General features: G+C 45.6%; 21 protein-coding genes. 4 read left to right on the top strand and 17 right to left on the bottom strand.

All coding sequences use genetic code 11. From position 1 onward, the window contains the following. Positions 1 to 22: 22 nt before the first annotated feature. Both M1D94_RS16765 and M1D94_RS16770 read right to left on the bottom strand, forming a co-directional pair. Positions 23 to 1,054 carry a FecCD family ABC transporter permease gene (locus M1D94_RS16765; RefSeq protein WP_003233568.1) on the bottom strand — a complete coding sequence of 344 codons (1,032 nt, stop codon included), beginning with the start codon at positions 1,052 to 1,054 and terminating at the stop codon, positions 23 to 25. Continuing rightward, positions 1,051 to 2,052 (bottom strand): FecCD family ABC transporter permease, encoded by a 1,002-nt coding sequence (locus M1D94_RS16770; RefSeq protein ID WP_101501785.1) that lies wholly within the window; start codon positions 2,050 to 2,052, stop codon positions 1,051 to 1,053. Before M1D94_RS16770 ends, M1D94_RS16765 begins: the two co-directional genes overlap by 4 nt. 130 nt (positions 2,053 to 2,182) lie before the next feature. Between M1D94_RS16770 and M1D94_RS16775 the strand changes: the two genes are divergently transcribed. After that, entirely contained in the window at positions 2,183 to 3,160 is a 978-nt protein-coding gene (locus M1D94_RS16775) for an ABC transporter substrate-binding protein (protein WP_014476203.1), read from the top strand. Between the two features lie 18 nt (positions 3,161 to 3,178). Here the strand turns inward: M1D94_RS16775 and mprF are convergent, their stop codons facing one another. Further along, positions 3,179 to 5,749: a bifunctional lysylphosphatidylglycerol flippase/synthetase MprF gene (gene mprF, locus M1D94_RS16780; RefSeq protein ID WP_014476202.1), complete on the bottom strand. Its 2,571-nt coding sequence runs from the start codon at positions 5,747 to 5,749 to the stop codon at positions 3,179 to 3,181. 171 nt (positions 5,750 to 5,920) lie between these two features. On the opposite strand from mprF, the gene M1D94_RS16785 reads away from it, so the two are divergent. Both M1D94_RS16785 and M1D94_RS16790 read left to right on the top strand, forming a co-directional pair. Then, on the top strand, positions 5,921 to 6,403 hold the full coding sequence (locus M1D94_RS16785) for a MarR family transcriptional regulator (protein ID WP_003233577.1): 483 nt from the start codon (positions 5,921 to 5,923) through the stop codon (positions 6,401 to 6,403). A gap of 111 nt (positions 6,404 to 6,514) precedes the next feature. After that, the gene (locus M1D94_RS16790) at positions 6,515 to 8,071 is read left to right on the top strand and encodes an MFS transporter (protein ID WP_103803360.1); all 1,557 of its coding nucleotides are present in this window, start codon (positions 6,515 to 6,517) and stop codon (positions 8,069 to 8,071) included. Here the strand turns inward: M1D94_RS16790 and bstA are convergent. The 3 genes from bstA to estB all read right to left on the bottom strand — a co-directional run bounded on the left by bstA (position 8,068) and on the right by estB (position 10,655). Beyond that, positions 8,068 to 8,604 (bottom strand): bacillithiol transferase BstA, encoded by a 537-nt coding sequence (bstA, locus tag M1D94_RS16795; RefSeq protein ID WP_003233581.1) that lies wholly within the window; start codon positions 8,602 to 8,604, stop codon positions 8,068 to 8,070. The genes M1D94_RS16790 and bstA overlap by 4 nt on opposite strands. 111 nt (positions 8,605 to 8,715) lie before the next feature. Continuing rightward, entirely contained in the window at positions 8,716 to 9,804 is a 1,089-nt protein-coding gene (locus M1D94_RS16800; protein ID WP_101501781.1) for an acyltransferase family protein, read from the bottom strand. Positions 9,805 to 10,022: 218 nt separating this feature from the next. After that, positions 10,023 to 10,655 (bottom strand): esterase EstB, encoded by a 633-nt coding sequence (estB, locus tag M1D94_RS16805; protein WP_003243184.1) that lies wholly within the window; start codon positions 10,653 to 10,655, stop codon positions 10,023 to 10,025. A 272-nt stretch (positions 10,656 to 10,927) separates the two neighbouring features. On the opposite strand from estB, the gene padR reads away from it, so the two are divergent. Next, positions 10,928 to 11,476, top strand: a complete 549-nt coding sequence (gene padR, locus M1D94_RS16810; RefSeq protein ID WP_003233588.1) for a transcriptional regulator PadR — start codon at positions 10,928 to 10,930, stop codon at positions 11,474 to 11,476. Positions 11,477 to 11,548: 72 nt separating this feature from the next. Here padR and lnrN read toward each other — a convergent pair whose 3' ends face one another. The 11 genes from lnrN to malP form a co-directional block, all read right to left on the bottom strand. Further along, positions 11,549 to 12,706: a linearmycin resistance permease LnrN gene (gene lnrN / locus M1D94_RS16815; protein ID WP_282627470.1), complete on the bottom strand. Its 1,158-nt coding sequence runs from the start codon at positions 12,704 to 12,706 to the stop codon at positions 11,549 to 11,551. Positions 12,707 to 12,719: 13 nt separating this feature from the next. Further along, entirely contained in the window at positions 12,720 to 13,910 is a 1,191-nt protein-coding gene (gene lnrM / locus M1D94_RS16820; RefSeq protein ID WP_161986665.1) for a linearmycin resistance permease LnrM, read from the bottom strand. Between the two features lie 12 nt (positions 13,911 to 13,922). Beyond that, positions 13,923 to 14,858 carry a linearmycin resistance ATP-binding protein LnrL gene (gene lnrL / locus M1D94_RS16825; protein WP_124073280.1) on the bottom strand — a complete coding sequence of 312 codons (936 nt, stop codon included), beginning with the start codon at positions 14,856 to 14,858 and terminating at the stop codon, positions 13,923 to 13,925. A 142-nt stretch (positions 14,859 to 15,000) separates the two neighbouring features. After that, positions 15,001 to 15,663, bottom strand: coding sequence for a two-component system response regulator LnrK (lnrK, locus tag M1D94_RS16830; protein ID WP_032726622.1), 663 nt, complete (start codon positions 15,661 to 15,663; stop codon positions 15,001 to 15,003). Then, positions 15,660 to 16,862, bottom strand: coding sequence for a sensor histidine kinase (locus tag M1D94_RS16835; protein ID WP_080351437.1), 1,203 nt, complete (start codon positions 16,860 to 16,862; stop codon positions 15,660 to 15,662). Before M1D94_RS16835 ends, lnrK begins: the two co-directional genes overlap by 4 nt. A gap of 117 nt (positions 16,863 to 16,979) precedes the next feature. Next, positions 16,980 to 17,837, bottom strand: a complete 858-nt coding sequence (gene catE / locus M1D94_RS16840) for a catechol 2,3-dioxygenase (RefSeq protein ID WP_049140597.1) — start codon at positions 17,835 to 17,837, stop codon at positions 16,980 to 16,982. 17 nt (positions 17,838 to 17,854) lie between these two features. Then, on the bottom strand, positions 17,855 to 18,259 hold the full coding sequence (gene catD / locus M1D94_RS16845; protein ID WP_049140598.1) for a DoxX family oxidoreductase CatD: 405 nt from the start codon (positions 18,257 to 18,259) through the stop codon (positions 17,855 to 17,857). A 153-nt stretch (positions 18,260 to 18,412) separates the two neighbouring features. Continuing rightward, complete coding sequence (locus M1D94_RS16850; protein WP_456270289.1) at positions 18,413 to 20,227, bottom strand: ABC transporter ATP-binding protein; 1,815 nt, start codon at positions 20,225 to 20,227, stop codon at positions 18,413 to 18,415. Next, on the bottom strand, positions 20,221 to 21,942 hold the full coding sequence (locus tag M1D94_RS16855; RefSeq protein WP_124048465.1) for an ABC transporter ATP-binding protein: 1,722 nt from the start codon (positions 21,940 to 21,942) through the stop codon (positions 20,221 to 20,223). The genes M1D94_RS16850 and M1D94_RS16855 overlap by 7 nt, the downstream gene beginning before the upstream one ends. 414 nt (positions 21,943 to 22,356) lie before the next feature. Next, entirely contained in the window at positions 22,357 to 24,690 is a 2,334-nt protein-coding gene (locus M1D94_RS16860) for a peptidase G2 autoproteolytic cleavage domain-containing protein (RefSeq protein WP_049140601.1), read from the bottom strand. Positions 24,691 to 24,813: 123 nt separating this feature from the next. Next, the gene (malP, locus tag M1D94_RS16865) at positions 24,814 to 26,397 is read right to left on the bottom strand and encodes a PTS maltose transporter subunit IIBC (RefSeq protein WP_456270290.1); all 1,584 of its coding nucleotides are present in this window, start codon (positions 26,395 to 26,397) and stop codon (positions 24,814 to 24,816) included. Positions 26,398 to 26,407 lie beyond the last annotated feature (10 nt).

Raw genomic sequence — 26,407 nt, forward strand, 5'->3', positions numbered from 1 at the left:
TTTAAGAAAATGGGTGTAACGATCAAGAATTTCTTGTTTTATAGAGCAAATAAATAAAATAAGGTGCGCCGATAGCCGCTGTAAAGACGCCGGCCGGCACTTCCACCGGAGCAAATAAGGTTCTGCCGACGATATCAGCTGTTAAAACGAGCAGAGCTCCAATAAGTGCCGACGCTGGGAGCAGGGCGCCATAAGATGAGCCGACAAGCCGTCTTGCAATATGGGGCGCCATCAGCCCGACAAAACCGATTGTGCCGGCAACTGAAACTGCACAACCAGTAAGAGCCGTACTCAAAAGTAGCAAGAAAAAACGATTTCGCTGCACAGCGCTTCCTGCACCCGCCGCAATATCTTCACCCAGCACCTGTATATTCATATTTTTTAGCGCGACAAAACAAATGAATAAGAGAATGACAGATAAGATAATAGCTATTTTTACATGCTGCCAGTTTGACCCATAAACTGACCCAGTGATATATACATTGGCTTGTGATGCCCGGTAAATCGGGCCTTTGATCATCAACAGGGTAGTCATCGCCTGCGCCGACATTGAAAATCCGATTCCGATAAGCACCAGCCGAAATGTGGAGGCGCCATTTTTGTATGCCAGTAAATAGACGATGAGCCCGACAGCCGATGCGCCGATAAATGCGGCTGCTGGAAGCCATGACAGACTGATCGTAAGTGAACTGCTGCGGTCTGAGAAGAACATCATTAAAAGCACGACCGCTACCGCCGCTCCTCCTGTTATTCCGATAATATCCGGAGATGCGAGAGGGTTTCTGACGAGCCCCTGCAATATCGCGCCTGCCGCTGCCAAGCAGACACCGGCGCATAAAGCCGTCAAAATTCTTGGCATGCGGAACGACATGATCATCAGTTCATCCAGCTTGGAACCTGCACCAAAGAATGTTTTTGCTACATCCCAGGGAGGAATAAACCTTTGTCCGAGACCTGCGCTTATGATGAGTACAGCAGCTGTTAACCCCAGTAAAATTAAAAAGACGATCCATGCTTTCTTTTCAGCCGCAGTAACGCCAAAACGAAGTTTCATAGCTTCGCCCCCCTTCTTGCGATGTACACAAACACAGGCATTCCGATGATGGCGGTCATGACCCCGACAGGAACCTCCTGAGGCATAATGATATATCGCGCACCGATATCCGCGCAAACAAGCAAAATGGCACCCAAAACAGCGGAAAATGGCAGAACCCAGCGATAATCATTACCAACGACAAAGCGGGCAAAATGCGGAATAATGATGCCGATAAAAGAAATCGGCCCGGCAATGGCGACAGCGGACCCTGCAAGCATGACAACACAAAGCGCCATCACAAATTTCAGCAGGCCTGTTTTTTGGCCGAGTCCTTTTGCCACATCTTCTCCCATAACGAGGAGATTAATTTTTTGGCCGAGAAAGAAGCAGATTACCAGCGCTGCCGCTGCATATGGAAACATCGTCATCAACAGATCCAGACTCCGGCCCTGCACAGAGCCAGTCAGCCAAAAAAGCACCTGGGCAAGCTCGAGTTCGTTGACAGACAGCAAGCCCTGTGTCAGAGAAGAAAACATGGCTGCCATGGCAGCTCCCGCCAGCGTCAGTTTGATTGGCGTCAGCCCTTCCCTCCCAAGCGAGCCTGCTGCATAGACGATCGCGGCGGTAAATGCTGCCCCCAGAAACGAGCTCCATACTAATGCCTGAGGTGACTGAATATGCAGAAAAAACGATCCGGCAACAATAAAAAAACCTGCACCGGCGTTAATCCCGAAAATACCCGGTGACGCAAGCGGATTTTTTGTGAGCGCCTGCATGAGAGCGCCTGCGGCTGCAAGCGAGGCGCCGACGAATGTCGCAACCAAAGCGCGCGGAAGCCTGACATCCTTGATGATGACATGCTCATTTGTTCCATTGAAGGAAGTAAACGCCTGATAGACCTGTCTCCATGACGTACCTGTATAGCCGTACACGACGCTTGCGCAGACAGCCGCCAGTAAAATGAAAATCAGACATACTAACATAATCCATTTTGAAGATGCCTTTTTGCAGATCATGATCTAATTCTCCTAGTTATTTACTATGTAATGTTTGTTTTTGAGAATAATCCTCAATTAGGGATTGACACTCTTAACACTGCTTATTATGATCTAAATGATAATGAATTTCAATATTGGGAGGAAAAAGATGAAAAAGCATATCAGCATGCTATTCGTATTTTTAATGGCCGTTATGGTACTTTCTGCCTGTAATAGTTCAGAAAGTTCAAGCAACAGCGAGGGGTCAAGCAGCAAAACAAGAACGGTCAAACATGCAATGGGGACATCAGACAACATCCCCGCCAATCCAAAACGGATTGTTGTTTTAACTAATGAAGGAACAGAGGCGCTCTTAGCGCTTGGCATTAAGCCGGTCGGAGCCGTAAAGTCATGGAAGGGCGACCCGTGGTATGACTATCTGAAAGATGACATGAAAGGTGTTAAAAACGTCGGTCTTGAAACGGAACCGAATGTGGAAGCCATCGCAGAATTAAAGCCTGATTTGATTATTGGAAACAAAGTGCGCCAGGAAAAAATTTATGATCAGTTAAATGCGATTGCGCCGACTGTTTTTGCTGAATCTTTGGCTGGGAACTGGAAGGATAACCTGACTCTATACGCCAACGCGGTGAATAAGGCGGACAAAGGCAAGGAAGTCATTGCCGATTTTGATAAACGTGTTTCTGATTTAAAAAACAAGCTGGGCGACCAGACAAACAAAACCGTTTCAGTCGTACGCTTTTTATCCGGTGAATCAAGAATCTATTATACCGATTCATTCTCAGGGATTATTTTAGACCAGCTTGGCTTCAAACGCCCTGAAAAACAAGTAGAACTGTTCAAGAAACAAAAGGACCAATTTACGTTCTCAACTGACAGTAAAGAATCTATTCCTGATATGGATGCTGATGTGCTGTTTTATTTCACTTATAAAGCCGATAATGCAAAGGAAAATGAAAAATGGGCCAATCAGTGGACAAGCAGTTCACTATGGAAAAACCTAAAGGCCGTGAAATCAGGTAATGCGCATGAAGTCGATGACGTCGTATGGACAACCGCAGGCGGAATTAAAGCCGCAAACTACCTGCTTGATGATATTGAAACCTACTTCTTAAAAACGAAATAAAAAAAAGACTCCGTCTTATTAGACGGAGTCTTTTTTGCTTTTGCCAATCAGACGTGTAACGAGGAACATGGTGACAGAAAGAGATCTGTTTTTCCGATACGCTAAGTATTTCCCTCGCCACTCCGGTTTGTATTTTTCTTTAAAGGCTCTTAGGCCGCTGAAGCTGTACATGTATCTGACATTATTAAAAATGACAGCGGCAAACCTTTCGGACCAGAAGGATGTAAAGGCAGTGCCGACATTAGCCAAGGGTGCCATCCCCATATTAAATGACGTGCAGCCCTCTTCCTTTGCCCATAAAAACATACGGATAAACAATGCGTCCATAATGCCATTTGGAGCGTCGCCGCGATAGCGCATTAGGTCAACCGATATCTCTCCCTCCTGGTACATCGGCATGACATTTGCGAATGCAACGATCTCTCCCTCTGCATTTTTCATATAGGCGATCGGCGCTTTCTGTAAATAGGAAGGATCAAAAAATCCGAGCGAGAATCCCTTCTCCTTTTTCGAGCCGAGCCATTCGTCTGAGATTTGCTTCAGCTCCTCCAAAAACGCATCAGAAAATGGGGGATGATCCACATGGAAAGTATACTCCTCCCGCTCAAAGCGGTTATTGATTGCCCGAAGGCCGGCTTTTTTCTTCCCAGTCAAGGTAAATGTATTTAAATCTACATATGCTTCCTCGCCCAATTTAAAGAAATTGTAGCCAAAATCGTGATACAGCGCCATGTCCTCTCGTTCAATTTGATAGAACAAAACACTGAATCCCTTCTGATGCGCTTCGTTCAGAAATTCTTCCAGCACGAGCGGGAATGATTCTCTTTGGCCAGACGGATCGCCGAGCACGACCAGCCTTCTGGCGATTTTCCCGAATAGAAGCAGTGCATTCCCATCACTGGAAAAATAAAACCGCTTATCTCCAAGAAAACCAAGATGGCTCAGCGCGTTGCCGCCTTTTTCATTGAGAAACGCAGCAAGACGCTCAGGGTCAGCTTTCTCTCCGATCGGTTTCGTTCTCTTATGATAGACCACTGTAAATATCAAGAAGAACAGCGGCACAATAATGATCGCCATGATGGTTGCATGTGTAATATGCGAGGTGCTGTGGACGAAATATTCGTGACGCAGCACCTTCTTCATCCGGTCCCAAATAAATCCCGCGATCAGATTGTAGTTAAAGAGCGCCACAGTAAACAGCGCCACAGCGAATATCAATTGTCCCAGTGTATAGGATGCCTGTTCGCGGACAAATTGTTTTTTCAATAGCACAAGCAATACGATAATCATCGGCAGTACGAATATCGCGCTGATGTTAAGCCCTTTTAAAAAGCTGAACACAAAGCCGCCGACAAGCGCTGTAATGGCCATCGTGTAGGAACGTTTTGTCCGTTTATAAAGCTCGATCGGCAAAATTAGCAGAATGAGTGCTGAGCTTAAGGACAGGCCGTTGAACAGCAAAAGCGCCGGGCGCGGAATGTGCGGTATAACCGTCAGCCTGTCAATCGGCAAGGAAACTGAGGCCAAGACAATCAGACCTGCTACGAACACAATAAGGGAAAGCGAGCCTTGCAAAATTCTCACTAATACCGCACGCTGAACAACAAGCAGAACGTTTGTCGTCTCAATTGCCGGTGCGATGCGCGGGTTCGTTTCGAGCCGCTTCATTGTATTTTCCGTCAGGTCGCCGGCGGCAAAGAACAGTCCCAAGATAAATGGGATAAATGAGTAGGCGAGCCTGTACAACACAATAGAAGTAACGATGGCCTCTTGATGATAGCCAAGCTGCTCCATCCCCAGCAAAAATAAAAGGTCAAACGAGCCGAAGCCGCCCGGCACGAGGCTGATCATTCCTCCGATCGCCGCAATGACGAACACCCCGAACACATACCTGATATCTGCATGAATGCCCATAGCGAACAAAGCAAAATAGATGACGATCCCGGCCATGAGCCATTCAACAACTGAAGCTCCAATATATGCGAAAATCGGATTTTTCACTTTATCCGCATTCTCTTCGTCCCCAGCTTTGCGGTCTTTTATTTTGGACACCGCCAAAGACAGCGGCAATATCAGCGCAAAACCGATAACGACCGCCCATAGCCAAGGCTTTTCATGAATCACTTCATCCACTGGCAGCACTCTCGCAGCGACGAAAATGCTGAAAACAGATAATCCGAGCAGCATAGATGATGTGAGCCAGGCGATTCCTTTCACGAGTGCCTTATGGTCTTTCGTATGCTCCTTATAGAACATCATTCTTAACCCGACGCCGGCTAAACCGCCGAAGCCCAGCACATTATTAAATGAATTGGCGATCCAGGAAACCCTGAATACTTTTCCGTTTGTGATCGATAGGCGCAGTGAGTATTTCAGGACGTAATCATACAGCGACATGGCCGCAACAGCCAGCAAGCCGATCAACACAAGCATGAATAAGTCCGTTCGTTCCAGTCCGTTGATGACCATGAGCGTACGTTTGAAAGACAGATTTGTCAGTTCTTTTTTCGATTGATAAATAACAAATAGCAAAACAGCAATAGGAAAAACGATTTTTAATATTGATAAAGCATTCTTTTTAATCAGCAATGGTCTCTCCAATCATATTCTAGTTCGATCCTCTCCCCCAATAATCTCCAACTCATTATACACTACCGTTATTTTTCGGACAAAGTCCCGCATGCGGTTTCTGCTCACTTTCTTTCTGGAGTGAAAATCGAGTAATATGGTAAGAGGAGTGAATGATGAGGAAGTGATGAAATGGAATATAATTTACACGATACAACAGTCTTAAACGAAAACATTCTTTCATCGGAGGAACGGGAAATATGGGTGCTCTATATGAAAGTCTTAACGTCCGCCGGGCTCGGTGATGTGTCCGAGTGGATGAAGCTGGATATGAGCATGCCGCAAATGAAGGTGCTGATGCTATTAAACAACCATGGAACATTGAAAGTGAGCGACATTGCTGAAAAAATGGGGGCTTCCCTGTCCAATACAACTGGGCTGCTTGACCGGCTTGAAAAATCAGGATTTGTCAAACGCTCACATTCTGAAGAGGACCGCCGCTCTGTAGTTGTTCAGTTGACAGAGAATGCGAAAAAGATTTTCCGGGGTTTGTATGAAAAAGGCCACCTGAAATTGAAGCGTTCATTAGAGCTGCTGTCCCCTGAAGAAAAGCAGGCTGTTTCCGAAGGGCTGTCTATCCTTTCAAGAGCATTAGAGAAAGCGAAAAAAGAATAAATCTGTAAGTCTGTCATCCGCAAACTGCGGGAGCAGGCTTTTTTTATTTGACATTTAGTTCATTTAAAATGAATAATATACTTTGAATGAATAAAAAAGGAGTTGATGAATATGTCTGAAGCATTAACAGAGCAGAAAGGCCAAAAGTGGGCGATCAGCCTGTTTACGATTGGTGTATTTATGGCTGCGCTAGATAACGGAATTATTTCAGCTGCCTTAACAACGATAAACGAGTCGTTTTCCGTCTCTCCTTCCTGGGGATCATGGGGCATTACCCTTTATACGCTTGGTCTTAGCGTCAGTGTGCCAATCGTCGGAAAGCTTTCCGACCGCTACGGCAGAAAAAAACTCTTTCTCATTGAGGTTTGCCTGTTCGGACTTGGTTCTTTGCTTGTTGCTTTGAGCCAAAGCTTCCCGCTCTTTCTGATATCGCGGCTGATTCAGGCGCTTGGAGGCGGCGGGATTTTCATCATCGGCAGCTCTCACATTCTCGCGACTCTCCCAAAGGAAAAACAGGGGAAGGCCCTTGGGCTGCTTGGCGCAATGAACGGGATGGCCGCTGTGCTCGGGCCAAATATCGGAAGCTTTCTGCTTGATTGGACCGGGTCTTGGCATTGGCTGTTTTTGATTAATTTGCCGATTGCCGTGCTATTGGTTGTTTTCGGCGCATACTTTATCGCGGAAACAAAAGCACCTGAAGCTAAGCGCCTCGACACGGCCGGAATCTTCCTTCTATCCCTGTCGATTTTAGCCGTGATGTACGGCATGACGAACCTTGACGGGGCAAATCTCTTACACAGCTTGGGGAATCCGGAGGTTTATGGATGTATTATTTTTGGCATACTTTGTTTTGCAGCGCTTATCTCGTATGAAAAGAGAGTTGAAATGCGAGGAGGCGATCCCATTTTGGCGTATTCTCTGCTGCGAAACCATATGTTTCAGCGCACGCTTATCATCGGTTTGTTATCCGGGGGGCTCTTGGCGGCAGTCATTTTTATCCCGTCATATGTCGAGCAGTATTTGGGTGTCCCTGCCGCAAAAGCAGGCTATTGGATGACACCGCTTGCGTTGGCTTCCGGAATCGGCGCTTGGCTTGGCGGAGCGCTTACCGACAAAAAAGGTCCTGTAAAAACCGTTATTCTTTCGGGAATCATCTCATGTGCGGGGTTTGCTTTATTTCCGCTCTGGGTGACGGAAAAATGGGAGTTTGTGATCGCAAGTGTGGCAGCTGGGATCGGTTTTGGCTTTCTGTTAGGCGCTCCGCTGAACGTCCTTGTATCAGAAGCGGCAAAAACAAATAAGGGTACAGCTCTTGGCACGCTTTCATTAGTAAGGCAAATTGGACTGACCTTGGCGCCTACTCTTTATGCAGGTTTTATCACAGCCGGGTTTGACCAAATAGGTGATGAGATCAGTAGCCACTTATCGGACAGCGGATATTCAGAAAAGGCGATGCAGATGATTCCGGAGATCGACAGTTCTGATGTTTCTTCTTTACAAGAACAAATCGAACGCATTCCCGTTCCTGAAGTCAAAACCGCGATAAGCGACGCCATTCATGCGAGTGTCGCCAGCGGCTATGATCATTTATATGCAGCGGCTGCTGTGATCTCACTTCTGGTGATTGCTGCTATCAGTATTCCGGCTTTCCGCCGGCAAAAGCGTTAAGACCACCCCATCCGTCTGGAAAGCTCCGTAATATGAGCGATATGGTGATGTGAGTGCCAGACATACAGGCCGAGCGCGTTCTCCAGGGTAATGATCTCCTTTGTATCAGGGTGATAAAATCCGCGCTTAAATTGCTGATCCGTCAGGGTGCGGAGCAGAGCCGTCCATCTTCCGTGAAGCTCCTGCAAAAGCGCGAGTGAGCCGCTCGGATCTGCCGTTTTCGAGTCTTTTAGCTCCGACCATGCTTTTTCATCATACGGACGGATAGCCGGTGTCTCTTCCGTCAAGCTCAATTTAAAACGAATATAGCTGTTCATATGACTGTCAGCCAGATGATGAATAACTTGCCGAACGGTCCATCCACCGTCCCGGTACGGTGTGTCAAGCTGGCTGTCCGTCATGCCCTCTACAGCTTGCTTCAATTTTGCCGGCACTTCTTCAAGCACTTGAATCCATTTATCTTTTTGCTCCTTCGATATGGATTCCCTCGGCTTGTATTCTCCTATTGGGTAGCTTAGATTGACTGATGTCATGCATGTTCTCCCTTCTATTCAAGCTTCTCCTTTATTTTACAAGAAAAAGATTGTGTATACTGTATGATTTAATACACAACAAGCGGCAGGAGCCCCCCTGCCGCTTGTTTTTCACCCTGCGTGATCACGCACTTCGACTGTTACCTTCTTCTGTTTTGGCTGATAAATTTTCCCCACAAATAAATACCCGTATTTGAACTTATTCAGCGCCCATGAGGTCATAATCGGGCCGGCTGTGCACACGGCAAACAACAGGAGAACAGCCGGTACGGCAGGAATGTCGGGTATATTCAAAAGCAACACGTAGCCTATAATCATAAAATAGGCATGAAGCAGATAAATCGAAAAGGAATAGTTGCTGATAAACATCATAATTTTCGGCACATGCTTCATTTTGGAAAACAAGTGAAAGCACAGGAAAATCACGCTTGTTGAATACAGCATGATATCAGGCCGCTTTGAGCTGATCATGCCGATTTCACCCACATAAGAAACAGTGACAACCAGCGCCCCAGAAGCAATTGCGGCGCCGTACACTACCCAGCGGTATTGGTTCAGCAGCGCTAAAAAACGCTTGTATTCTTTTCCGCAATAGTAGGCTAGACAAAAGTAGAAAAGCCAGCCTGCGAACGGAACCCAGAAGAACGGAAATGCCCCGCCCTCTTCAGAAGCAGGAGCCGGGCTGGCTGCGGAGAAATAGCCTAAATAAGCGGCTGTCACCACAAATGAGATAGACAGCACCCATTTCGGCGATGCTTTTTTCAAATACTCATGAAACATCATATGCAGCATGTAAAATTGAAAGATGACGAGAATGAAGTATCCGATAAAGTTTCCTAAGAATACGTTCGCCAGATATTTTTGCACAAACGCGAGAAAGGTTACCTCTCCCCCCATCGCACTGGTCATCAGCAGCGCATCGATGGCCGCGATAAATAAAAAAGGAACAAAAATCACTTTTCCCCGCTTCTTTAAAAAACCGTCAGGCACCCCATCAGGATAAGAACGGGCCAGTAAAAATTCAGAGATGAAAATAAAAGCGGGCGTGCTGAACATCAGGAGTGTTCGGAAAGAATCAACAGTGTGAGAAATATCTGCAAGAGCTTCTGCCTGAAGCATCAGGACCATTGAAATGATATGGAGCAAGACGACACTTAAGCACGAAATGCAGCGGATCATAAAAATTTCTTTAATTTGCATAACAGCGCTCCTTTTATTTCAAATTGATAGAAATCGATGGTTGTACCTTAACATGTCCGCTCTATTTGAAAAAGTGCCTGATGTCATAAATTGACGTATGCATGATAGACTAAGGTCATAAACCCCTCTGGCTTATTGGTGTATCTTTCTCAGACGAGATTGCTAGAAAAATGCAAAAAACCTGCCGTAACGGAGACTGCAGGTTTTTTATGAAGATATTAATTTGTATTGAGGCCTCCGCCATTCAGCCCTTCTTTGATATAGCCGTTCACTTGGCTATTAGAGAGCAAGCCAATATGACCGATGCCATAAAGCTGGATGTTTCGCGCTCCTTGTAACCGAGACAAGCTATTGATTACAATTTGATCATTGAGACTGTAAATAGATGTATAGAGGATCTTTTGATTAGGATCTGTACCCGGCAGCGCCGTTGATGACACTAAACCATTAGCCCCTCCAAGCGTTACGACATTTTGAATCTTATTGCCCCCGCCTAAATATTTAATATAGTACAGCGTATTGGCGCCTCCCATACTATGAGCCACAATATCTACTTTTTTTGCCCCCGTCTCTTTTAAAACACGGTCAACATATGAAGCAAGCTGCGGGCCGTTATTTAGGTTATTTCCTGTTTTATCATAAAAATCAATTGCGTACAGTTTGTTGCTTTGCCAGCCTTGAGAAATTAAGTAGTTTTTAATAGCGAAAAAGTTGTATGATGCACCACTTATTCCATGAACAAGAACGACAGGATTATGTACTGATTCAGCTTTTGCGCCAGACGGCGGAGCGGCTAAAACAGATAGAATCAGCGATAAACAAATAATGAATGCCATAAGTACTTTTTTCACGTTTATTCCCCCTTAAAATGTTTATACCACCAATTTCCTATTATACATAAAAAATCAATATGGTTAATATTTTTTCTGAAAATTAAATTTAAATCTCTTTTATATTGACGGAGATAAATCGGATACCTTCTGACAAACCTTTTATCTTCATTTCCAAAGAGCCCGGTTGTGTTCCCTTCCTCCCTTTTCTATAATAAGGGGAATAGGCAGTTAGAATCACAGTTGAGCACCGGCTCATCTGTTTTGCGAAACAGCCAGACACGGAGGATAGCATGAGAGTATTAAAATACGCCATATTAGGGCTTTTGCGAAAAGGCGAATTGAGTGGATACGATATTACGAGTTATTTTAAAGAGGAGCTCGGCCAGTTTTGGAGCGCCAAGCACAGCCAGATTTACCCTGAGCTCAAAAAGCTGACGGATGAAGGATTTATCACGTTCCGGACAACGATTCAGGGCACAAAGCTGGAGAAAAAGATGTACACCCTGACAGACAGCGGAAAGCAGGAGCTGCATGACTGGCTGATCCGCCACCAGCCGATACCCGAGACGGTGAAGGATGAATTTATGCTGAAGGCTTATTTCATTTCTTGTCTATCGCGCCAGGAGGCTTCTGATTTGTTCAAAGACCAGCTGCAAAAACGCCAGGCCAAGCTTTCTGACTTACAGGGAAGCTATGAAAAGCTTATGGCTTCAGCAGAGCCGATGTCATTTTCTTCACCGGACTTCGGCCACTATCTTGTGCTGACGAAAGCGCTGGAGCGGGAGAAAAATTACGTTTCTTGGCTGGAATCAATTTTAGCTATGATAGATAAGGATTAACCGCAGTTCAGGCTGCACCCATACGAATGTACCCACATGCAAAAAAACATCTGCCTAAACGGCAGATGTTTTTTAGGCTCGGAGCGCCTTAAGCCCCGCTACGAAAGTGATTGCTGCAAAAGCAAGCAAGATGCCGCAGATTCCGAGAATATCTGTGACGCGGGCACCGTTAGCGATAATCTCCGTCAGCCCGCTCATCGCCCACTTTTGCGGAAGAAATTGAGCGATGGATTGCATCAATTTCGGTTCAATGTCGATCGGCCAATACATCCCGCTAACCATACATGTTGCGATGACGAACAAGTTACCGAACGCAAGCTGCTGTTCTGGCGTTCTGACATTGGCCGCAATCATCAATCCAATGCCGACAACGGTCAGCAGAAAAAGCGACACCAACACCATAACCGCAGCCGGATTCCCCCAGTTGATGCCAAACAGCCAATGGGTTGCGAGAAGCAATATGCCAAATTGAATCCAGCCAATGACAAAGAAGGACAGCACATACCCAGCACCGATTTCGGCTCGGCTGACAGAGGCTGTAAGCAATCTGGACCATACGCCGTTTTTTCTTGCTTCTAAAATGGTTCCAGCCGCTCCCATCATGGTCAGCATGACAAACAGGATGGAAAACCCTGCTGCTCTGGAGGCTGTGTCACTTGCTTCCGCACCCTCTTTTTTATCACTGAGCGTCTGTCGTGTTACAGCCGGAACTGTATCTTCATGTTTTTTGGCGAAAACGGTTTTATACGCAGCCTTCCAGTTCTCTCCAGCTGTCTGCGATGCCGTTTTTGCCGCGGTCACCTGAATATTGAGCGTTGCCAATGTGCTTTCTGCATATTGTTTGACCATCGGCGCTTCCGACAGCTCAGGGCCGTGACGGAAAATCAGTTCAGGATGTTTGTCTTTTTCCAGCTGTGTCTGGAACGAGCGGGAAATGACGATGATCCCGGCAATTTTCTTTTGTTTCAGCTTTTCTGACGCTTTGCTTTCAGACATGTTTTCGAATACATACATATCATCGTGTGCCTTCAGCTGCCGAATATAATGCTGTGAGAGAATCGTATCGTTCTGATCAACGATTGCAAGCCGCACCTTATCATCATTGCCGCTGAGCATACTCCCAAATACAAAGGTAAGCAAAAGCGGGGCAGCAAACATGATCAAATAGTTCTGTGGCTTCTTAAAAATGAGAGAAAGCTCAATGCCGCAAATGGCTAGAATTTTTTTCACCTTTTGTACCTCCTTATCTTGTATGAAGCCGTCTGATACCAATTACAAGTGAACAAAAGCCGATCGCCGCAAAAAGAAGCACAGGCTTTTGAAGGTCAGCCCAGCCTCCCCCTTCCATTAAAGAAAGAAAGCCGTCAAGCGCCCAGCGATTTGGCACCGCTTTGGATACAGACTGCAAGACGTCCGGAAATTGGTACAGCGGCAGCATGGACCCGCCGAGAACCGCAAGCAATTGAATGCCGAAGCCGCCTATCGCATCTGCAGTTTTCATATCGCTGATGCACGACGCAAGCAGCATTGAAATACCAGATACAGCTGCGGCGTAAGAAAGCCCGAGTACACTCACGAAAAGCAGATTACCGCCCCAGTCCACACCAAATACATTGATTGTGACGATCAGAAATATGAAAAATTGTATGATGGCAAACAGATACGTCCCAAACCATTTTCCGAAGAGAATGACGGATTTTTGCGCAGGCGTCATCAGCATTCTGGCAAGCGTCTCCGTATCCTTTTCCTGTAAAAACGATTTCGCCCCGACTGTCATATGAAACAGCATAAACATGCAAAGCATTGCCGCCGAATAGTATTGAAAACTGGTAACGGCCTTGCTGCCGACAGATTTTTCTGCAATAGTCAGCTTGTCACCTGTTTCTTTTTCAAGCGTCTTTACCAGCTTTTCTGCAAACTGTGCAGGGTCAAGTTTTCCTTGCTTTACAGCTTCCGTTTTGCTGATGTAGTCCATTGAGGCTGACGCGGCTTCCTTTACCGCTTTATATTGCTCTATAAAAGAGCTTGCAGCTGTTTCGATGATGGAAGTTTTCAATGTTTGATCAGGAGCGGCATAAACAACAGCTGAGGTTTTGCCGGCTTCCCAATTTTTGGGGATGACGATACCTACATCGATTTTCTTTTCATCAAGCAGTTTTTTCATCTTGTCTTCGCTGCCGGCTTTTGTGGCCTTTATCGACTTCATTTTTTTGAGAACATCTTTTGTAAACATGTTCGCTGCATCTGACTGGTCTGATTGAATGTAGCCGACTTTGATGTCATCAATCCGGCTGCCTCCGTCAACAACTGATCCGAGCGCCGCCCCTAAAATACACGTTAGGATGAGCGGCATTAGGATAAGCATCATAAACCCTTTTCTGTCCGTGATTCTGATTTTGACATCTTTCCATGCGATCCATATGCTTTTTTTCATTGCCGTCCCTCCTCAATCCCGCAACGTGCGGCCGGTCAGATTCAGAAACAGGCGCTCCAGATTCGGTTCCTGCACCTGAAGGGACAGCAGGTTTATATGATGAGCAGCAGCTTCAGCAAGCAGACTTGTGACGACTTTCTCATGATGGGCCGCAGAAATGTCAATTTTGAGCTCTGACTCTTGGACTGTTACATCATTCACATGAGCCAGGGAACGGATCGCCACAAGAAACGCTTCATTGATCCCGCTGACCGTGAGCTGAATGATGGTATCGCCCCCAAGGCGGCTGCACAAATCAGTTTTTGTGCCAATCGCAATCATTTCTCCCTGATCAATTATCCCGATCCTGTCGCATAAAAACTCAACTTCTTCCATGTAATGACTCGTATAGATCACCGTCATGCCCGTTTCGTTGAGCTGTTTAACCGTTTCTAAAATGTGATTTCTCGATTGAGGGTCAATACCGACAGTAGGTTCATCCATAATCAGCAGCTCGGGCTTATGCATTAAAGCCGCACCAATGTTGATTCTTCGTTTCATCCCCCCGGAGAATGTTTCAATCTTATCTTTAGCCCGCTCAGTCAGACCGACATATTCAAGGACCTCTGCCGATCTTTTTTTGGCCTCACCGTGCGTAAGTCCGTACATTTTCCCCCAAAACATAAGATTCTCATGAGCCGTCAGCGTCGGATATAATGCAATTTCCTGCGGAACAATGCCGATTTTTTGTTTCGCTTTGGCCGTTTCTTTTCCGATGACATAGCCGCCCACCGTGATGTTCCCGCTGTCATGCGGCACAAGGCCGGAAATCATCGAGATGGTTGTGGACTTCCCCGCACCGTTTGGCCCGAGCAGACCGAACGACTCCCCCTTTTGGAGGGAAAAAGAAATGCCTTTCACGATTGTTTTTTTCCCATATGCCTTTTTGATATTTTCTGCTTGCAGCACGTCGTCTCACTCCTTTTTTGATCCATTGCCATTGTAGAAGAAAGAAAGGCGTGCGGCATGTAGCGGCAGATAGAACATAGGGCATGAAAAAAAGGCCTGTAAAAGGCCTTTTCAGAGAAGCGTATATGCAAAACGTCATATGTCAAAAGACAGATACACCATATCTGACCGAGTAAATGGCGGCTTGGGTTCTGTCCCTGACAGCCAGCTTGCTGATAATATTTGAAACGTGGTTTTTGACTGTGCCTTCTGTAATGTAAAGCTTTTCGGCAATTTCTTTGTTATTCAGCCCGTACCCCAGCTCAGCCAGAACTTCGATTTCGCGCTCGGTCAGGCCGAGCAGCTCCTTAGGTTTTTCTATCTCATTTATTCCTTTCAGCTGTTTTTCACGCTTCCATTCATTCAGCATTTGAGCAGTCAATTCCGGCGGAAGCACCATTCCGCCAGAATGAACAGTCATCACCGCTTTTACAATCGTATCTGCCGACATATCCTTCAGCAGGTACCCGCTTGCTCCTTCTTCAAGCGCTTCAGCAATCAGCGCTGAATCCTTAAAGGTTGTCAGCATCAAAACCTTTACACCGGGCAGCGAGCTTGTGATTAATTTTGTTCCCTCCACCCCGTTGGAAACCGGCATGCGGATGTCCATTAATACGATATCCGGCTCCAGCTCTTTCGCCTTTTCGAATGCTTCCTGTCCGTTTCGCGCCGTTGCGATCACATCGAGCTCTTCTCGGAGCTGGAGCAGGGATGCCAGCCCTTCTCTGACAATATCCTGATCGTCGGTAATGATGATCTTAATCATGATAAACTCTCCTTTTGCTGCACGGGCCTGAAGCTCCATTTTTTATTGGCGAGTGAAAATTCTGCATTCACAGTAAATCCTTGATCCCGTTCGCTTTCAAAGCGGATCATTCCGCCATGTTCCGCTGCCCGCTTTTTCATATTCAAGAGGCCAAAACCAAGTGCTGCCTCGGGATTGCCTTTGCCGTCATCCTTAATGACAAGGCTGATGCTGTCCGTTGTGCAGGCAAGCTGTATCGAACAAGCTGTGGCGCCGCCGTGCCGTTTGGCATTGGTCAGTGCTTCCTGCGCCGTTCTGATCAGGGTCGGATGGAGAGACAGCGGGATGATTGCAGGATCGCCGCTGACCGCAAATTCTGTTGTGACTCCTGCATTTTTGCAAAAGTCCTCTGTCAGCTGTTTCAGCGATTCGATTAGCGAAGGATCGTTTTCAGTTTGCAGAGTGCGTACTGATAAGCGGACATCATCAAGCGCTTCACGGGCAAGTGTTTCACAGACACCTACTGTCTCATCCGCTTTTTGACTGTCTCTTTTTTGCCATTCACGCAAAAGCTGCAGCTGGACAAGAAGAGCCGTCATTTTATGCCCCACTGTATCATGGATTTCCCGCGCCATTCTGTTCCGCTCGTAAATGGCAGTCAGCTCTTCAACTTGCTTCGCATATAAATGGAGCTCCTGATGTGCAGCAGACAGCGCCAGATGGGACTCCGTCAGTTCCTGAAACTGCTGTTTTGCCGTATCCTGAGCCTCCAACAGCTTGCGGATTAATTTGCCCACGACACCGCAGAAGACAACGAATGTCATGCTGATGCAATGATCCATCACATATTCATCACCAAGCATATGATATGTGCGTAATAGAACAATCAGCCACATCATAAAACAAAAACACAGGACAGACCATACAGTTTTTCGGTCAAATCCCTTCAGAAAAAAGGTAACTGCAACCGGGCTGAGCAATGTAATATATAAACCTGTACCCGGAAACATGAAACCGAACGAAAAGCCAACTGCAATATCAATTAGACAAAAAATAATTGCATATTTCTGTACCCTTAATAAGAGATGATTTGCTAAGAATACACTTGCACCGCCAGCGATGAACAAATACTCAAACCAGCTGTCATCCTCTACAAGAAAAAAATAAACCGAACAGCTTACCATTAAGGTGAAAATCCTAGTAAAAAAAAGAGCCTTCACGCTCATCACTCCCGATACCCAATTCCCTTCTTATCATACCTGCCTGAGGGCATTTTTGACAGGAGTTTCTGGAAAATAAAAAATCCCCCTGCCGTTTTTTCGGCAAGGGGATTGCAGTTAAATCACAAATGTAATATAGGCGCCGGAAACAGGGTCTTTCACACGAAAACTGTTTTCCGTCTCTTCAATCGAATACCCGGCATGTTTGACTCGGTTCGCCACTAAAACCAGCTCCTCTTGGTGAGGCAGGACAACAGTGTAATAGTCTAGTCCGCTGGCATTTGTCGGTTTAGGCGGCGCATTTCTTCCCGCCCAAATGTTTAAGCCGATATGATGGTGGTACCCCCCGGCTGAAACGAAGAGGGCGGACATGCCCGCATAGTTTCCGACAATGTCAAAGCCCAGTACATCTGTGTAAAACGCCTTTGCTTCTTTCAAATCACTGACATGCAGATGAATGTGTCCGATGATTGTATCGTTCGGAAGCGATGCTTTCCGCTCATCTCCTGCCTCTTCCAGAAGGCCCTCAATGTCAACAGCGGTTGTCGTCATGACATAGTTTCCTTCCAGATCACGCTGCCACGTGCTGCGGGGGCGGTCAGCATACATTTCAATGCCGTTTCCGTCAGGATCAGACAGGTAGAGCGCTTCGCTGACAGCATGGTCCCCATGTCCGATAGCAATGCCGTGTTCAATCAAGCGGGCGAGCGCGATCCCAAGTTCCTTCCTGTCCGGAAGAAGAATCGCAAAGTGATAAAGGCCTGTCACAGACCGTTCAGGAAAGACGACAGCGCTCGGATTTTCTTCAAGAATAAGCAGTACGCGTTTCCCGTCAGCCGTTAATTCAGCTTGGCGATCCGTCTTTTTTAAGACTTGAAAACCGATGACGTTACAGTAGAACTGAAGCGAACGCTCCAGACTGCGAATTGTGAGTTTGGCATAGCCAATGTGTGTATCCTCATGAATGCTGGTCATGCTGCATGCCTCTTTTCTTATGCTGAAACGTTTCCGTTCTTTTTTCCTTTAAACACAAATGGATCCAGCGCCAGAAATCGACTTCCAGTAAGCGCCAGGTGAATGGATGTCAAAAGCAGAAGGTAATCAAATTCTGCATTGCCCATGAATGGCGCTTTCAGCTTAACAGTGATGATGGCGCCGATCAGTGTAAGGGCGAACAGTACACCGACAATACGTGTAGCCAATCCGAAGAAGACAAGCACTCCGCCAATGAGTTCAATCGCTGCGATGACATACGCCATAAAGCTTGGAAGGCCTATGCTGCCGAAAAATTGGATGGTGCCCTCCATTCCCTGAAACTTTGATAAACCGTGAACAAAAAAGATAATACCTGTAATAAGCCTTAAAAGTAATGTGCCAATTTCAAATGATTTATTCATTTTATCCTCCTTGATAAAAGTTATCACTTACTTAATGTAAGCTAGTATATATACATAACTTGTTTACGTCAAGTAATTTCGTTACATTTTACGAAAATGAAATAAAAGTACTATAAAACTGTAACAAAAAAGACCTCTGTGCAGGACAAAGGTCTATTTCTCAAATTGGCTTTCATATAAGTCACTGTAAAATCCTTTTTGCCGAATCAGCTCGTCATGGCTGCCTTTTTCAATCATTTCACCATCTTTTAGCACCACAATCTGGTCCGCTCTTTGAATGGTGTTCAGCCTGTGGGCAATGATGACGCTTGTTCTTCCTTCCATTAAACGGGCGAGCGCTTCTTGAATGTTGACTTCTGTAACGGTATCAATGTTGCTTGTCGCTTCATCCAAAATGAGAAGAACCGGATCGGCAAGCACCGCCCTCGCTATAGAAATCAACTGCTTCTGTCCTTGACTGATGCCCGAACCGTTTTGCGTCAGCACGGTGTCATACCCTTTTGGCAGCCTTTCAATAAAACTATGGGCATTCGCTGTTTTTGCAGCGGCTTCGACTTCCTGATCAGAAGCATCAAGCCTGCCGTAGCGAATGTTTTCTCTGATCGTTCCCTGAAATAAGAAAGAATCCTGAAGAACAAACCCCATGTTTTTTCTCAGGCTTGCTCTAGTAAGGGTTTTAATATCTGTACCGTCGATTAAAATTTTTCCTTCGTTAGGCTCGTAAAAACGGGCGATAAGGTTAGTGACGGTTGTCTTCCCCGCCCCCGTCGGTCCGACAAACGCGATGGACTGCCCCGCAGGCACGGTAAACTGTAAATGCTTCAGTGTCTGCTGCCCTTTATCGTAACCGAAGGACACATCCCGGAATTCAATGCTGCCTGTTTGGATGGGCTGATGCACGGCGTTCTTTTCATCCTCGCGCTCTTCTTTTTCATCAAGCACGTCAAACACCCGTTCAGCGCCGGCGATTGCGGACAGCATCGTATTAAACTGGTTGGCCAGATCGTTTAAAGGGCGTGTAAATTGTCTTGAATACTCGGCAAAGACGACGATGGAGCCGATCGAGATCCAGCCTTTCAGCGCAAACAAACCGCCGATTGCCGCTATCATTGTAAAGCTTAAGTTATTCAAAGAGTTCATGACCTTCGGGATAAACCCGGAAATCGTCTGCGCCCAAAAGCCCGACGTCTTGAGTGCAGCGTTTTTTTCGAGAAATTCAGCAGTAATCTGCTTCTCACGTGAATATGCTTTGATGACCTTTGCGCCTGAAACAGATTCCTCAATATACCCATTCAGATCACCAAGGTTTTTCTGCTGTTCTTTAAACAGCTTTCCCGTTCGGTTGGTGATCCATTTCAGGCTCGCTGCCATCACCGGAATAATGGTCAGCGTAATCAATGTAAGGAGCGGGCTCATGTACAGCATCACCGCAATCGTCCCGACAAAGGTGATCACGCTTGACAAAATTTGAATGACTGACGTGTTTAAGGTAGAACTGACATTTTCGATGTCATTCGTCACCCGGCTCATCAGCTCGCCGTGCCGCTGTTTATCAAAAAATGGAATCGGCAGCTCATGCAGATGGGTGAACAATTCGCTTCTCATTCTGAAAACCGTGCCCTGCGAGATCGTAATCATCCAATAGTTTTGAAACCAAAGCGACAGGGACTGAATGATATAGATAGCGAGCAGAAGAAGCAAAAAAGGAATCAAGCCGCTGACCGTTTTCCCGACGATAAAATGGTCAATGGCCTTTCCGATCACAAAGGGGCCAAGGAGCCCGAATATCGCGCTGATGACAACCATCAGCATGACAAGTACGAGCAGTCCTTTTCGTTCAGCCAAGTAAGACCAGATTCGTCTCAGTGTGCCCTTTGTATCCTTTGCTTTCGCCCGCTTTTTCGCGCCTTCTTTTTTGTCAATTGGCAGTTTGGGATATTGGAAAGGCTTGCGGATGTCTTTTAGCATGACTCGCTCCCCTCCCTTCCGAATTGTGACTCGTAAATACGCTTGTATAACTGAGATGCAGAAAGCAGCTCACTATGAGTGCCTTTTTCAATCAGTTCGCCGTCCTCAAGCAGCAAAATCTGATCAGCTTTCATCGCCGTGGTTATTTTTTGTGTAATGATCAAAGTTGTGCAATGGTATGTGCTGATTGCTTCAAGCAGCTTCGCCTCCGTTTGCAGATCAAGCGCGCTTGTGCTGTCATCTAATAGAAGGATAGCCGGTTTTCTAATCAGTGCCCGCGCAATGGAAATTCGCTGTTTTTGGCCGCCGGACAGGTTGACGCCTCTTTGCCCCAAAACTGTGTCATATCCATTTGGGAGCTTCAAAATCGTTTCATGAATTTGCGCATGTTTGGCCGCATCTATTATTTCATCTAGTGAAGCATTTTCTTTGCCCCAAGCGATGTTTTCTTTGATTGTGCCGGAAAACAAGAGGACTTCCTGAGGTACATATCCAATTTGCCTGCGCAGCCCTTCAGCCGGAAAATCTTGAACCGGCTTTTTATCTATGTAAATGCGGCCTGAATCCGGCTGATAAAGCCGCGGAATGAGCTGAAAAAGCGTGGACTTGCCCGAGCCCGTCGCACCGAGAATCGCGATCGTTTCTCTTGGCTTTGTAGAAAATGAGACATCCCTGAGCGCTTCTCTGTCCATTTCAGGATAGCGAAAGGATACATGCTGAAACTCAATCCGTCCTGACAAACGATCAGATATGATGCCTTCCTCCCGCTCATCGCCTTCTGTTTCAAGCACCTCGCCGATTCTATCCCCTGAAGCTTTCGCCCTGGTGAAAATCATAATCAAAAACGGAAACATCGAAAGCGCGCCCGTAATTCGTGTTGCGTAGTTAATAATCGCAACAACATCGCCGACCTGAGTGCTTCCGCTCGTGATACTGTAGGACCCCGCCCACAAAATCAAAAGGATGCAGAGATTCATCAAAAGCATCAGTACAGGCATCGTGAATTCCACAAGCTGAAAGGCCGAAACCGTTTTTTCCATCAGCCTTGTGTTGGCTTTGATAAATCGTTTGACTTCGTGGCTGCCGCGAAGCAGCGCTTTGATCAGCTTGATTGCAGTTAAATTTTCCTGCATGATAGTGTTCACTTGATCCAGCCTTTTCTGCACTGAGCGGAACAGTGCCCCGCCTTTCCTTAATACCCATAGCAAAAACAAGATCAGGATCGGAATGGTCACAAGCAGAAAAAAGCCGAGTTTCACATTAACGGCAAGCGACAGCACAATGCCGCCTGCAATCATTAAGGGAGCCCGCAGCATAAACCGCAAACTCATAAAAATCATATTTTGAACCTGTGTGACGTCGTTTGTCAGCCTTGTAATATAAGAAGAGGACGAAAACTGTCCAAATGTGGAATAGGAGAAGGACTGGATTTTTTGAAAAAGCCCTTTTCTCGTATCATAGGAAAAGCTTTGGCTGACATGGGCGGCATAAAAGGAATTCAGCATCCCCGCCGCAAAGGATAACACGGTCAGCCCGATCATGACCGCGCCCCATATCCATACATGCCGCAGATCTTGCTTCAATATCCCATCGTCGATGATTTTTGCAATCAATAAAGGCTGCATCAGTTCAACTGCAAGCTCCGTCAACATAAGAATCAGAGCAATTCCCGCCAGCAATGAATATGGTTTTAAAAACGACAAAGCCTTTTGCATGTAAAAGCCTCCAAACCCCTTTTAGCAATATGTACTTTTTATTTTAATTGTTTATAGGGCTTGATGAAAGAATTTTACTGTCATGAAGTGTTATGAAAGCATAGAAAAGCACTGAATTTATCGATAACCAAAATCACTTTATCTTTTATTCAAGAGCTATTCACTGCTGATCTGCGTTCATTAAAAAATATCAAAGATTTTACTCTACTCAAGTTGAGGTGCTGGATAGACTTAGATAAATTAGGAAGATTGCTGGAACCGTAGGAATAATGAAAAAGATAAATTTTAAAATGAAGACCTTTTTGCGAGGAATATAATCTCATAAAAATGCGGTGAAAAATTTCTAAAATCTAATTAAAACTCTAAATAGAGTGCATTGTTAAGCACTCTATTTAGAATCTGTACATTTTAATGTTACCGAATAAAAACTAAAACCACTCCATATCCCTTACTTTTGTCGAACTCTTTGATGACTCTCATGACCTGCCACCTTTGTTTAGGAGATACCGTTTTTGTAGCAATTCCGTTGTTATGCGCTTGAATAAAGTCTCCGGCTTCTACTGTGCTGTCGCATCTTACATAAACCTGTCCTACAAGGCCCACAACATTCCATTCATCCCTCTCTTCCCTAGAGGCATAGTTCTTATCTGGCTTATAATCAGGGTTTTCCATAGGCGCCATGACGATTTGGCCATTGGCACCTTTCTGTTTTTCATAAATATACCCGCCAAAATCATTCTTCAGGTATCTTCCAGACCAATGGAAGCTTGACTCACCAAGTATCACACCAGCTGTTTCAGAAATAACTCCAAGCATAAAGTCACCTTTTTTTGCAGGTCTAATTTTATCACCCTCCAAAGTAACTAGGGTTCCTGCCGGAATTTTTTCACCGCTTAGGCTCTCAAAATATTCAGCGTAATCCGAGAACGTTTGGGAACTTTTTATGCTTCCTGAAGCCTTAATCGTTCCATCTTTTGCATGAAATTCTATCTTTCTGTTTGATGAGGATGGTGTGCTCCCACTTGCCCATCCTAGAGCAACTGAGTCTGAGTTCGGATTGATCGTATTATATGAGGCTATCACAGAAGATTGAGCAGCCCCAGTTGCTCTGCTTCGAACAGATCCAGCTACAAAATTATTATTTCCAGTAGCGTGGGAATCACGAGAGCCAATAATCCCGCTTCCTTTATGTTTAAACAAAAAGTACGGCGTCACAACGCCGCCAATCTTAAAATCTGTTTCGTAGCCTGAAAAGTCACAATTAGAAACATTAAGATCAGGGTCAACAGAAAAAATCCCAACTGTACCACTGTTATTTTTAGGCGATCTTTGCCCCCATACATTACTAACTACAGATTCGTACATACCGCTCCCAAAAACAACACCCTTTTCGGCTGAATCGATCAATGTCACACCATCAATCATTACCTTGCCGACAGAATTGTCGCCACCTACAATATAAAGATCATTATCAGCAGTTTTAAATCCTCGAATCGTTATATTCTTTAAATTGATTAGACGCCCTTTATAATACACGCTTACGACTGAATTTCCCTTATAGTTAATGGAGGAATCATCGCATATAGCATGAAAATTAACCACATTGACGCCATCGTAACCTGAAATTTGCAATGCATTCGGCCCTGCCCCTTTGTACAGATCACTCGGCTTAGGGTTATATGCGATACAGTTAGCCAGCTGAACGTCATGAGCTGATGCTGATTGAGGATCACTTGCTGTGTGGTGTCCTATATGCCGAATGCAAAAACTAATTGCATTTTCATAGGCACGGCAGTTCACAAGTTGAACTCTTTTTGCAGCCGGAGCATAATCATGAGCTTTAATTTCAAATCCTCGAACTCCTCCAATTGCGATGCAGCTATCAATCATTACATCCTGAGAGCCATCATCGATTTCAAAACAGTTTGTATTTGAAGACCCATCATTTAACCCCATCGGATGGTAAGAAAGACAATGACTGAAAGTCGTATGCTTTCCAAAGTGACATGTGAAATTATCATCGCCAGAGCCTGTTGCTTCGCAATATGAGAAGGTTACAAAGTTGCAGCCACCAGGCTGATAAAAGGTAGGATCATCATTTTCTCCGTGTCTGTTATAATTAGGGCTTGTAGCATCAAACCCGTGAAGGCCGGCATTTTTTGCAAAAACATGCTCTACAAAAGAGTAATCCACATTTGCAAAAAGCAAGCAGCTTGAAGTGGGCCCCTTAGGGATCTTCCATCCAGCAGGACGCGTATCTTTATTCCAGTCCAGTGTCAAATGTCCAATGTAGATATTTTCATTACCATTTGTATGATCACTATTGGTGAGTACAGAGTGACCAACTGGCGTATCGTCTAATAACTTGATGATGGTCCTTTTTTTACCCGCTCCAACCAGCATTGTATTCGAAGGAACGAGCAAGCCAGATACCCTAAATACGCCTGCAGGGACTTTTATGAGATAGCCACCTTCGGCCATCGCATCATGAAATGCTTGCGTATCATCTGTGACCCCGTCTCCTTTAGCTCCATAATCCATTACGTTTCGTTCATCAAGGTACTCAAATCTGTTCTCATACATTTTGAGTCTTTCATTTAAGTTTTCAAAAGTTGTTATTCCATTACTTAATGCAATCCCAATTTTACTATCAATCGTTTCGAAATTCTCGGCAAGCTTGGAATCAATTTCAATACTTTCAGTGCTTTCAGGTTTGTAAAGACCTAAAAACGTTGTATAATTTTCCATTTTTACTCCCCCTATTGGTTTCAGTTTTTAAGAAACATAACATCCCTTGCACTTATAAGTGGCAAACGTATGACAAACAAAAAAGCGCTGTCTTTAAACAGCGCACTGATCAAATAATTTCACCTATTCATTTAGTAATTTTTCCACACGCTCCCGCATCTGCGGTACGCTTAATCCGATAATTACCTGAAACGCCTTCCCGTTCCTGACAACGCCGTGTGCGCCAAGCGCGCGGAATACGCTGTCGGGTTCAACCTTTGTTTCATCCTTGACACTGACTCTGAGGCGGGTGGCGCAGTTTGTGACTTCAGTGATGTTGTCTTTTCCGCCCAGCGCTTCAATATACAGAAAAGCGGTGTCATCAGCAGTTTCAGCAGCGGAGGCCGTTTCATCCTTGTTTTTTCTTTCTCTGTATTCCTTTTTCGAATACAGCTTTGTTTCCTGCTGTTCATCCTTTTCCCGTCCTGGTGTAGCGATATTGAATTTGAGGATTAAAAATCTGAAGACGAAAAAATAAATTGCTGTAAACGAGAGCCCGATCAAAATTTGATACACATATGTCATACCGTGGCTGCCAAAGAGCGGAATCCAGTTCAAGGTCACCGCCTCAATCAGTCCGCCTCCCATATTTCCGACGACGCCGGCCATATACATAACTGTCGACATTGTGGCGGCAAGCACGGCGTGAACCGCAAATAAGAAAGGTGAAATGAATAAGAACGTAAACTCAATTGGCTCTGTAATACCGGCGACAATCGCTGTCAGTGTGACAGGAATCAGCAGCCCTGCGACGAGTTTTTTCTTTTCCTTTTTGGCTGTCACATAAAAAGCCAGGGCGATACCCGGAATACCGAAGATTTTCGAGTTGCCGTGAAGCGCGAATCCGCCTTGCGGAAAGAGCTCCTTCAGCGGTTTGGCGCTTTGCGAATATTCGCCGAGATGCTGTGCCCAATACGTGACGATCCCGCCTTCCGCTACAGCCGGGCCATAAATAAACGGCGTGTAAATAAAGTGATGAAGGCCGGTCGGAATTAAAATCCGTTCCAAAAACGTGTATATCCAAACGCCCACCGCCCCAGAAGCAACCAGGAAGCTTTGAAGCGAGCCGATTCCCGATTGAACCATCGGCCAAATATAAGACACAGCCAAGGCAATTGGGATCATAATAAAGAAGGAAATCATCACGATATATGTTGAGCCTTGAAAGATGCCGAGAAAATCGGGCAGTTTTTTATCAAAATAGCGATTATGCAAAAAGACGACAATCGAAGAAATAAAGATGGCTCCGATAATGTTGGTATCGAGCGTTTTTATGCCCGCAATCATCGTTAACCCGCTCGTTCCGCCGACCTCTTGATTCATGTCGACGCCAAATGCTCCTCCCCATACCGTCAATATCGCGCTGACAAAATAGTTGAATGTCAGGTAGACAGTAAGCGCTTCCAAACAAGCGCGTGCCTGAGCTTTCTTCGCCATAGCAACCGGGATGCCAATGGCGAATAAGAGCGGCATTTGGTTAAAGACAGTCCAGCCGCCCTGCTCAATGATATACCAGCACTGATACCAAAAACCGTCAGGATCGGCGAGCGGTCCCATGAGGGTTTTATTTTTAAAGAGCGTGCTGATACCGACGATAATGCCGGCGAACGCGAATAATAAAACAGGCACAAACATCGCGCTTCCAAAGCGCTGAATTTTTTGCATCATACCAGAACCC

This window comes from Bacillus sp. JZ109 (genome assembly GCF_053903135.1).

Coding starts and splice junctions, on each gene's coding strand:
- catE (WP_049140597.1), bottom strand. CDS start 17,837: ATGACCAGCATTCATGAGGATACACACATTGGCTATGCCAAACTCACA.
- M1D94_RS16860 (WP_049140601.1), bottom strand. CDS start 24,690: ATGGAAAATTATACAACGTTTTTAGGTCTTTACAAACCTGAAAGCACT.
- M1D94_RS16775 (WP_014476203.1), top strand. CDS start 2,183: ATGAAAAAGCATATCAGCATGCTATTCGTATTTTTAATGGCCGTTATG.
- padR (WP_003233588.1), top strand. CDS start 10,928: ATGAGAGTATTAAAATACGCCATATTAGGGCTTTTGCGAAAAGGCGAA.
- M1D94_RS16800 (WP_101501781.1), bottom strand. CDS start 9,804: ATGCAAATTAAAGAAATTTTTATGATCCGCTGCATTTCGTGCTTAAGT.
- bstA (WP_003233581.1), bottom strand. CDS start 8,604: ATGACATCAGTCAATCTAAGCTACCCAATAGGAGAATACAAGCCGAGG.
- lnrM (WP_161986665.1), bottom strand. CDS start 13,910: ATGAAAAAAAGCATATGGATCGCATGGAAAGATGTCAAAATCAGAATC.
- M1D94_RS16785 (WP_003233577.1), top strand. CDS start 5,921: ATGGAATATAATTTACACGATACAACAGTCTTAAACGAAAACATTCTT.
- M1D94_RS16790 (WP_103803360.1), top strand. CDS start 6,515: ATGTCTGAAGCATTAACAGAGCAGAAAGGCCAAAAGTGGGCGATCAGC.
- malP (WP_456270290.1), bottom strand. CDS start 26,397: ATGATGCAAAAAATTCAGCGCTTTGGAAGCGCGATGTTTGTGCCTGTT.
- M1D94_RS16850 (WP_456270289.1), bottom strand. CDS start 20,227: ATGCTAAAAGACATCCGCAAGCCTTTCCAATATCCCAAACTGCCAATT.
- catD (WP_049140598.1), bottom strand. CDS start 18,259: ATGAATAAATCATTTGAAATTGGCACATTACTTTTAAGGCTTATTACA.
- M1D94_RS16770 (WP_101501785.1), bottom strand. CDS start 2,052: ATGATCTGCAAAAAGGCATCTTCAAAATGGATTATGTTAGTATGTCTG.
- M1D94_RS16765 (WP_003233568.1), bottom strand. CDS start 1,054: ATGAAACTTCGTTTTGGCGTTACTGCGGCTGAAAAGAAAGCATGGATC.
- lnrK (WP_032726622.1), bottom strand. CDS start 15,663: ATGATTAAGATCATCATTACCGACGATCAGGATATTGTCAGAGAAGGG.
- M1D94_RS16855 (WP_124048465.1), bottom strand. CDS start 21,942: ATGCAAAAGGCTTTGTCGTTTTTAAAACCATATTCATTGCTGGCGGGA.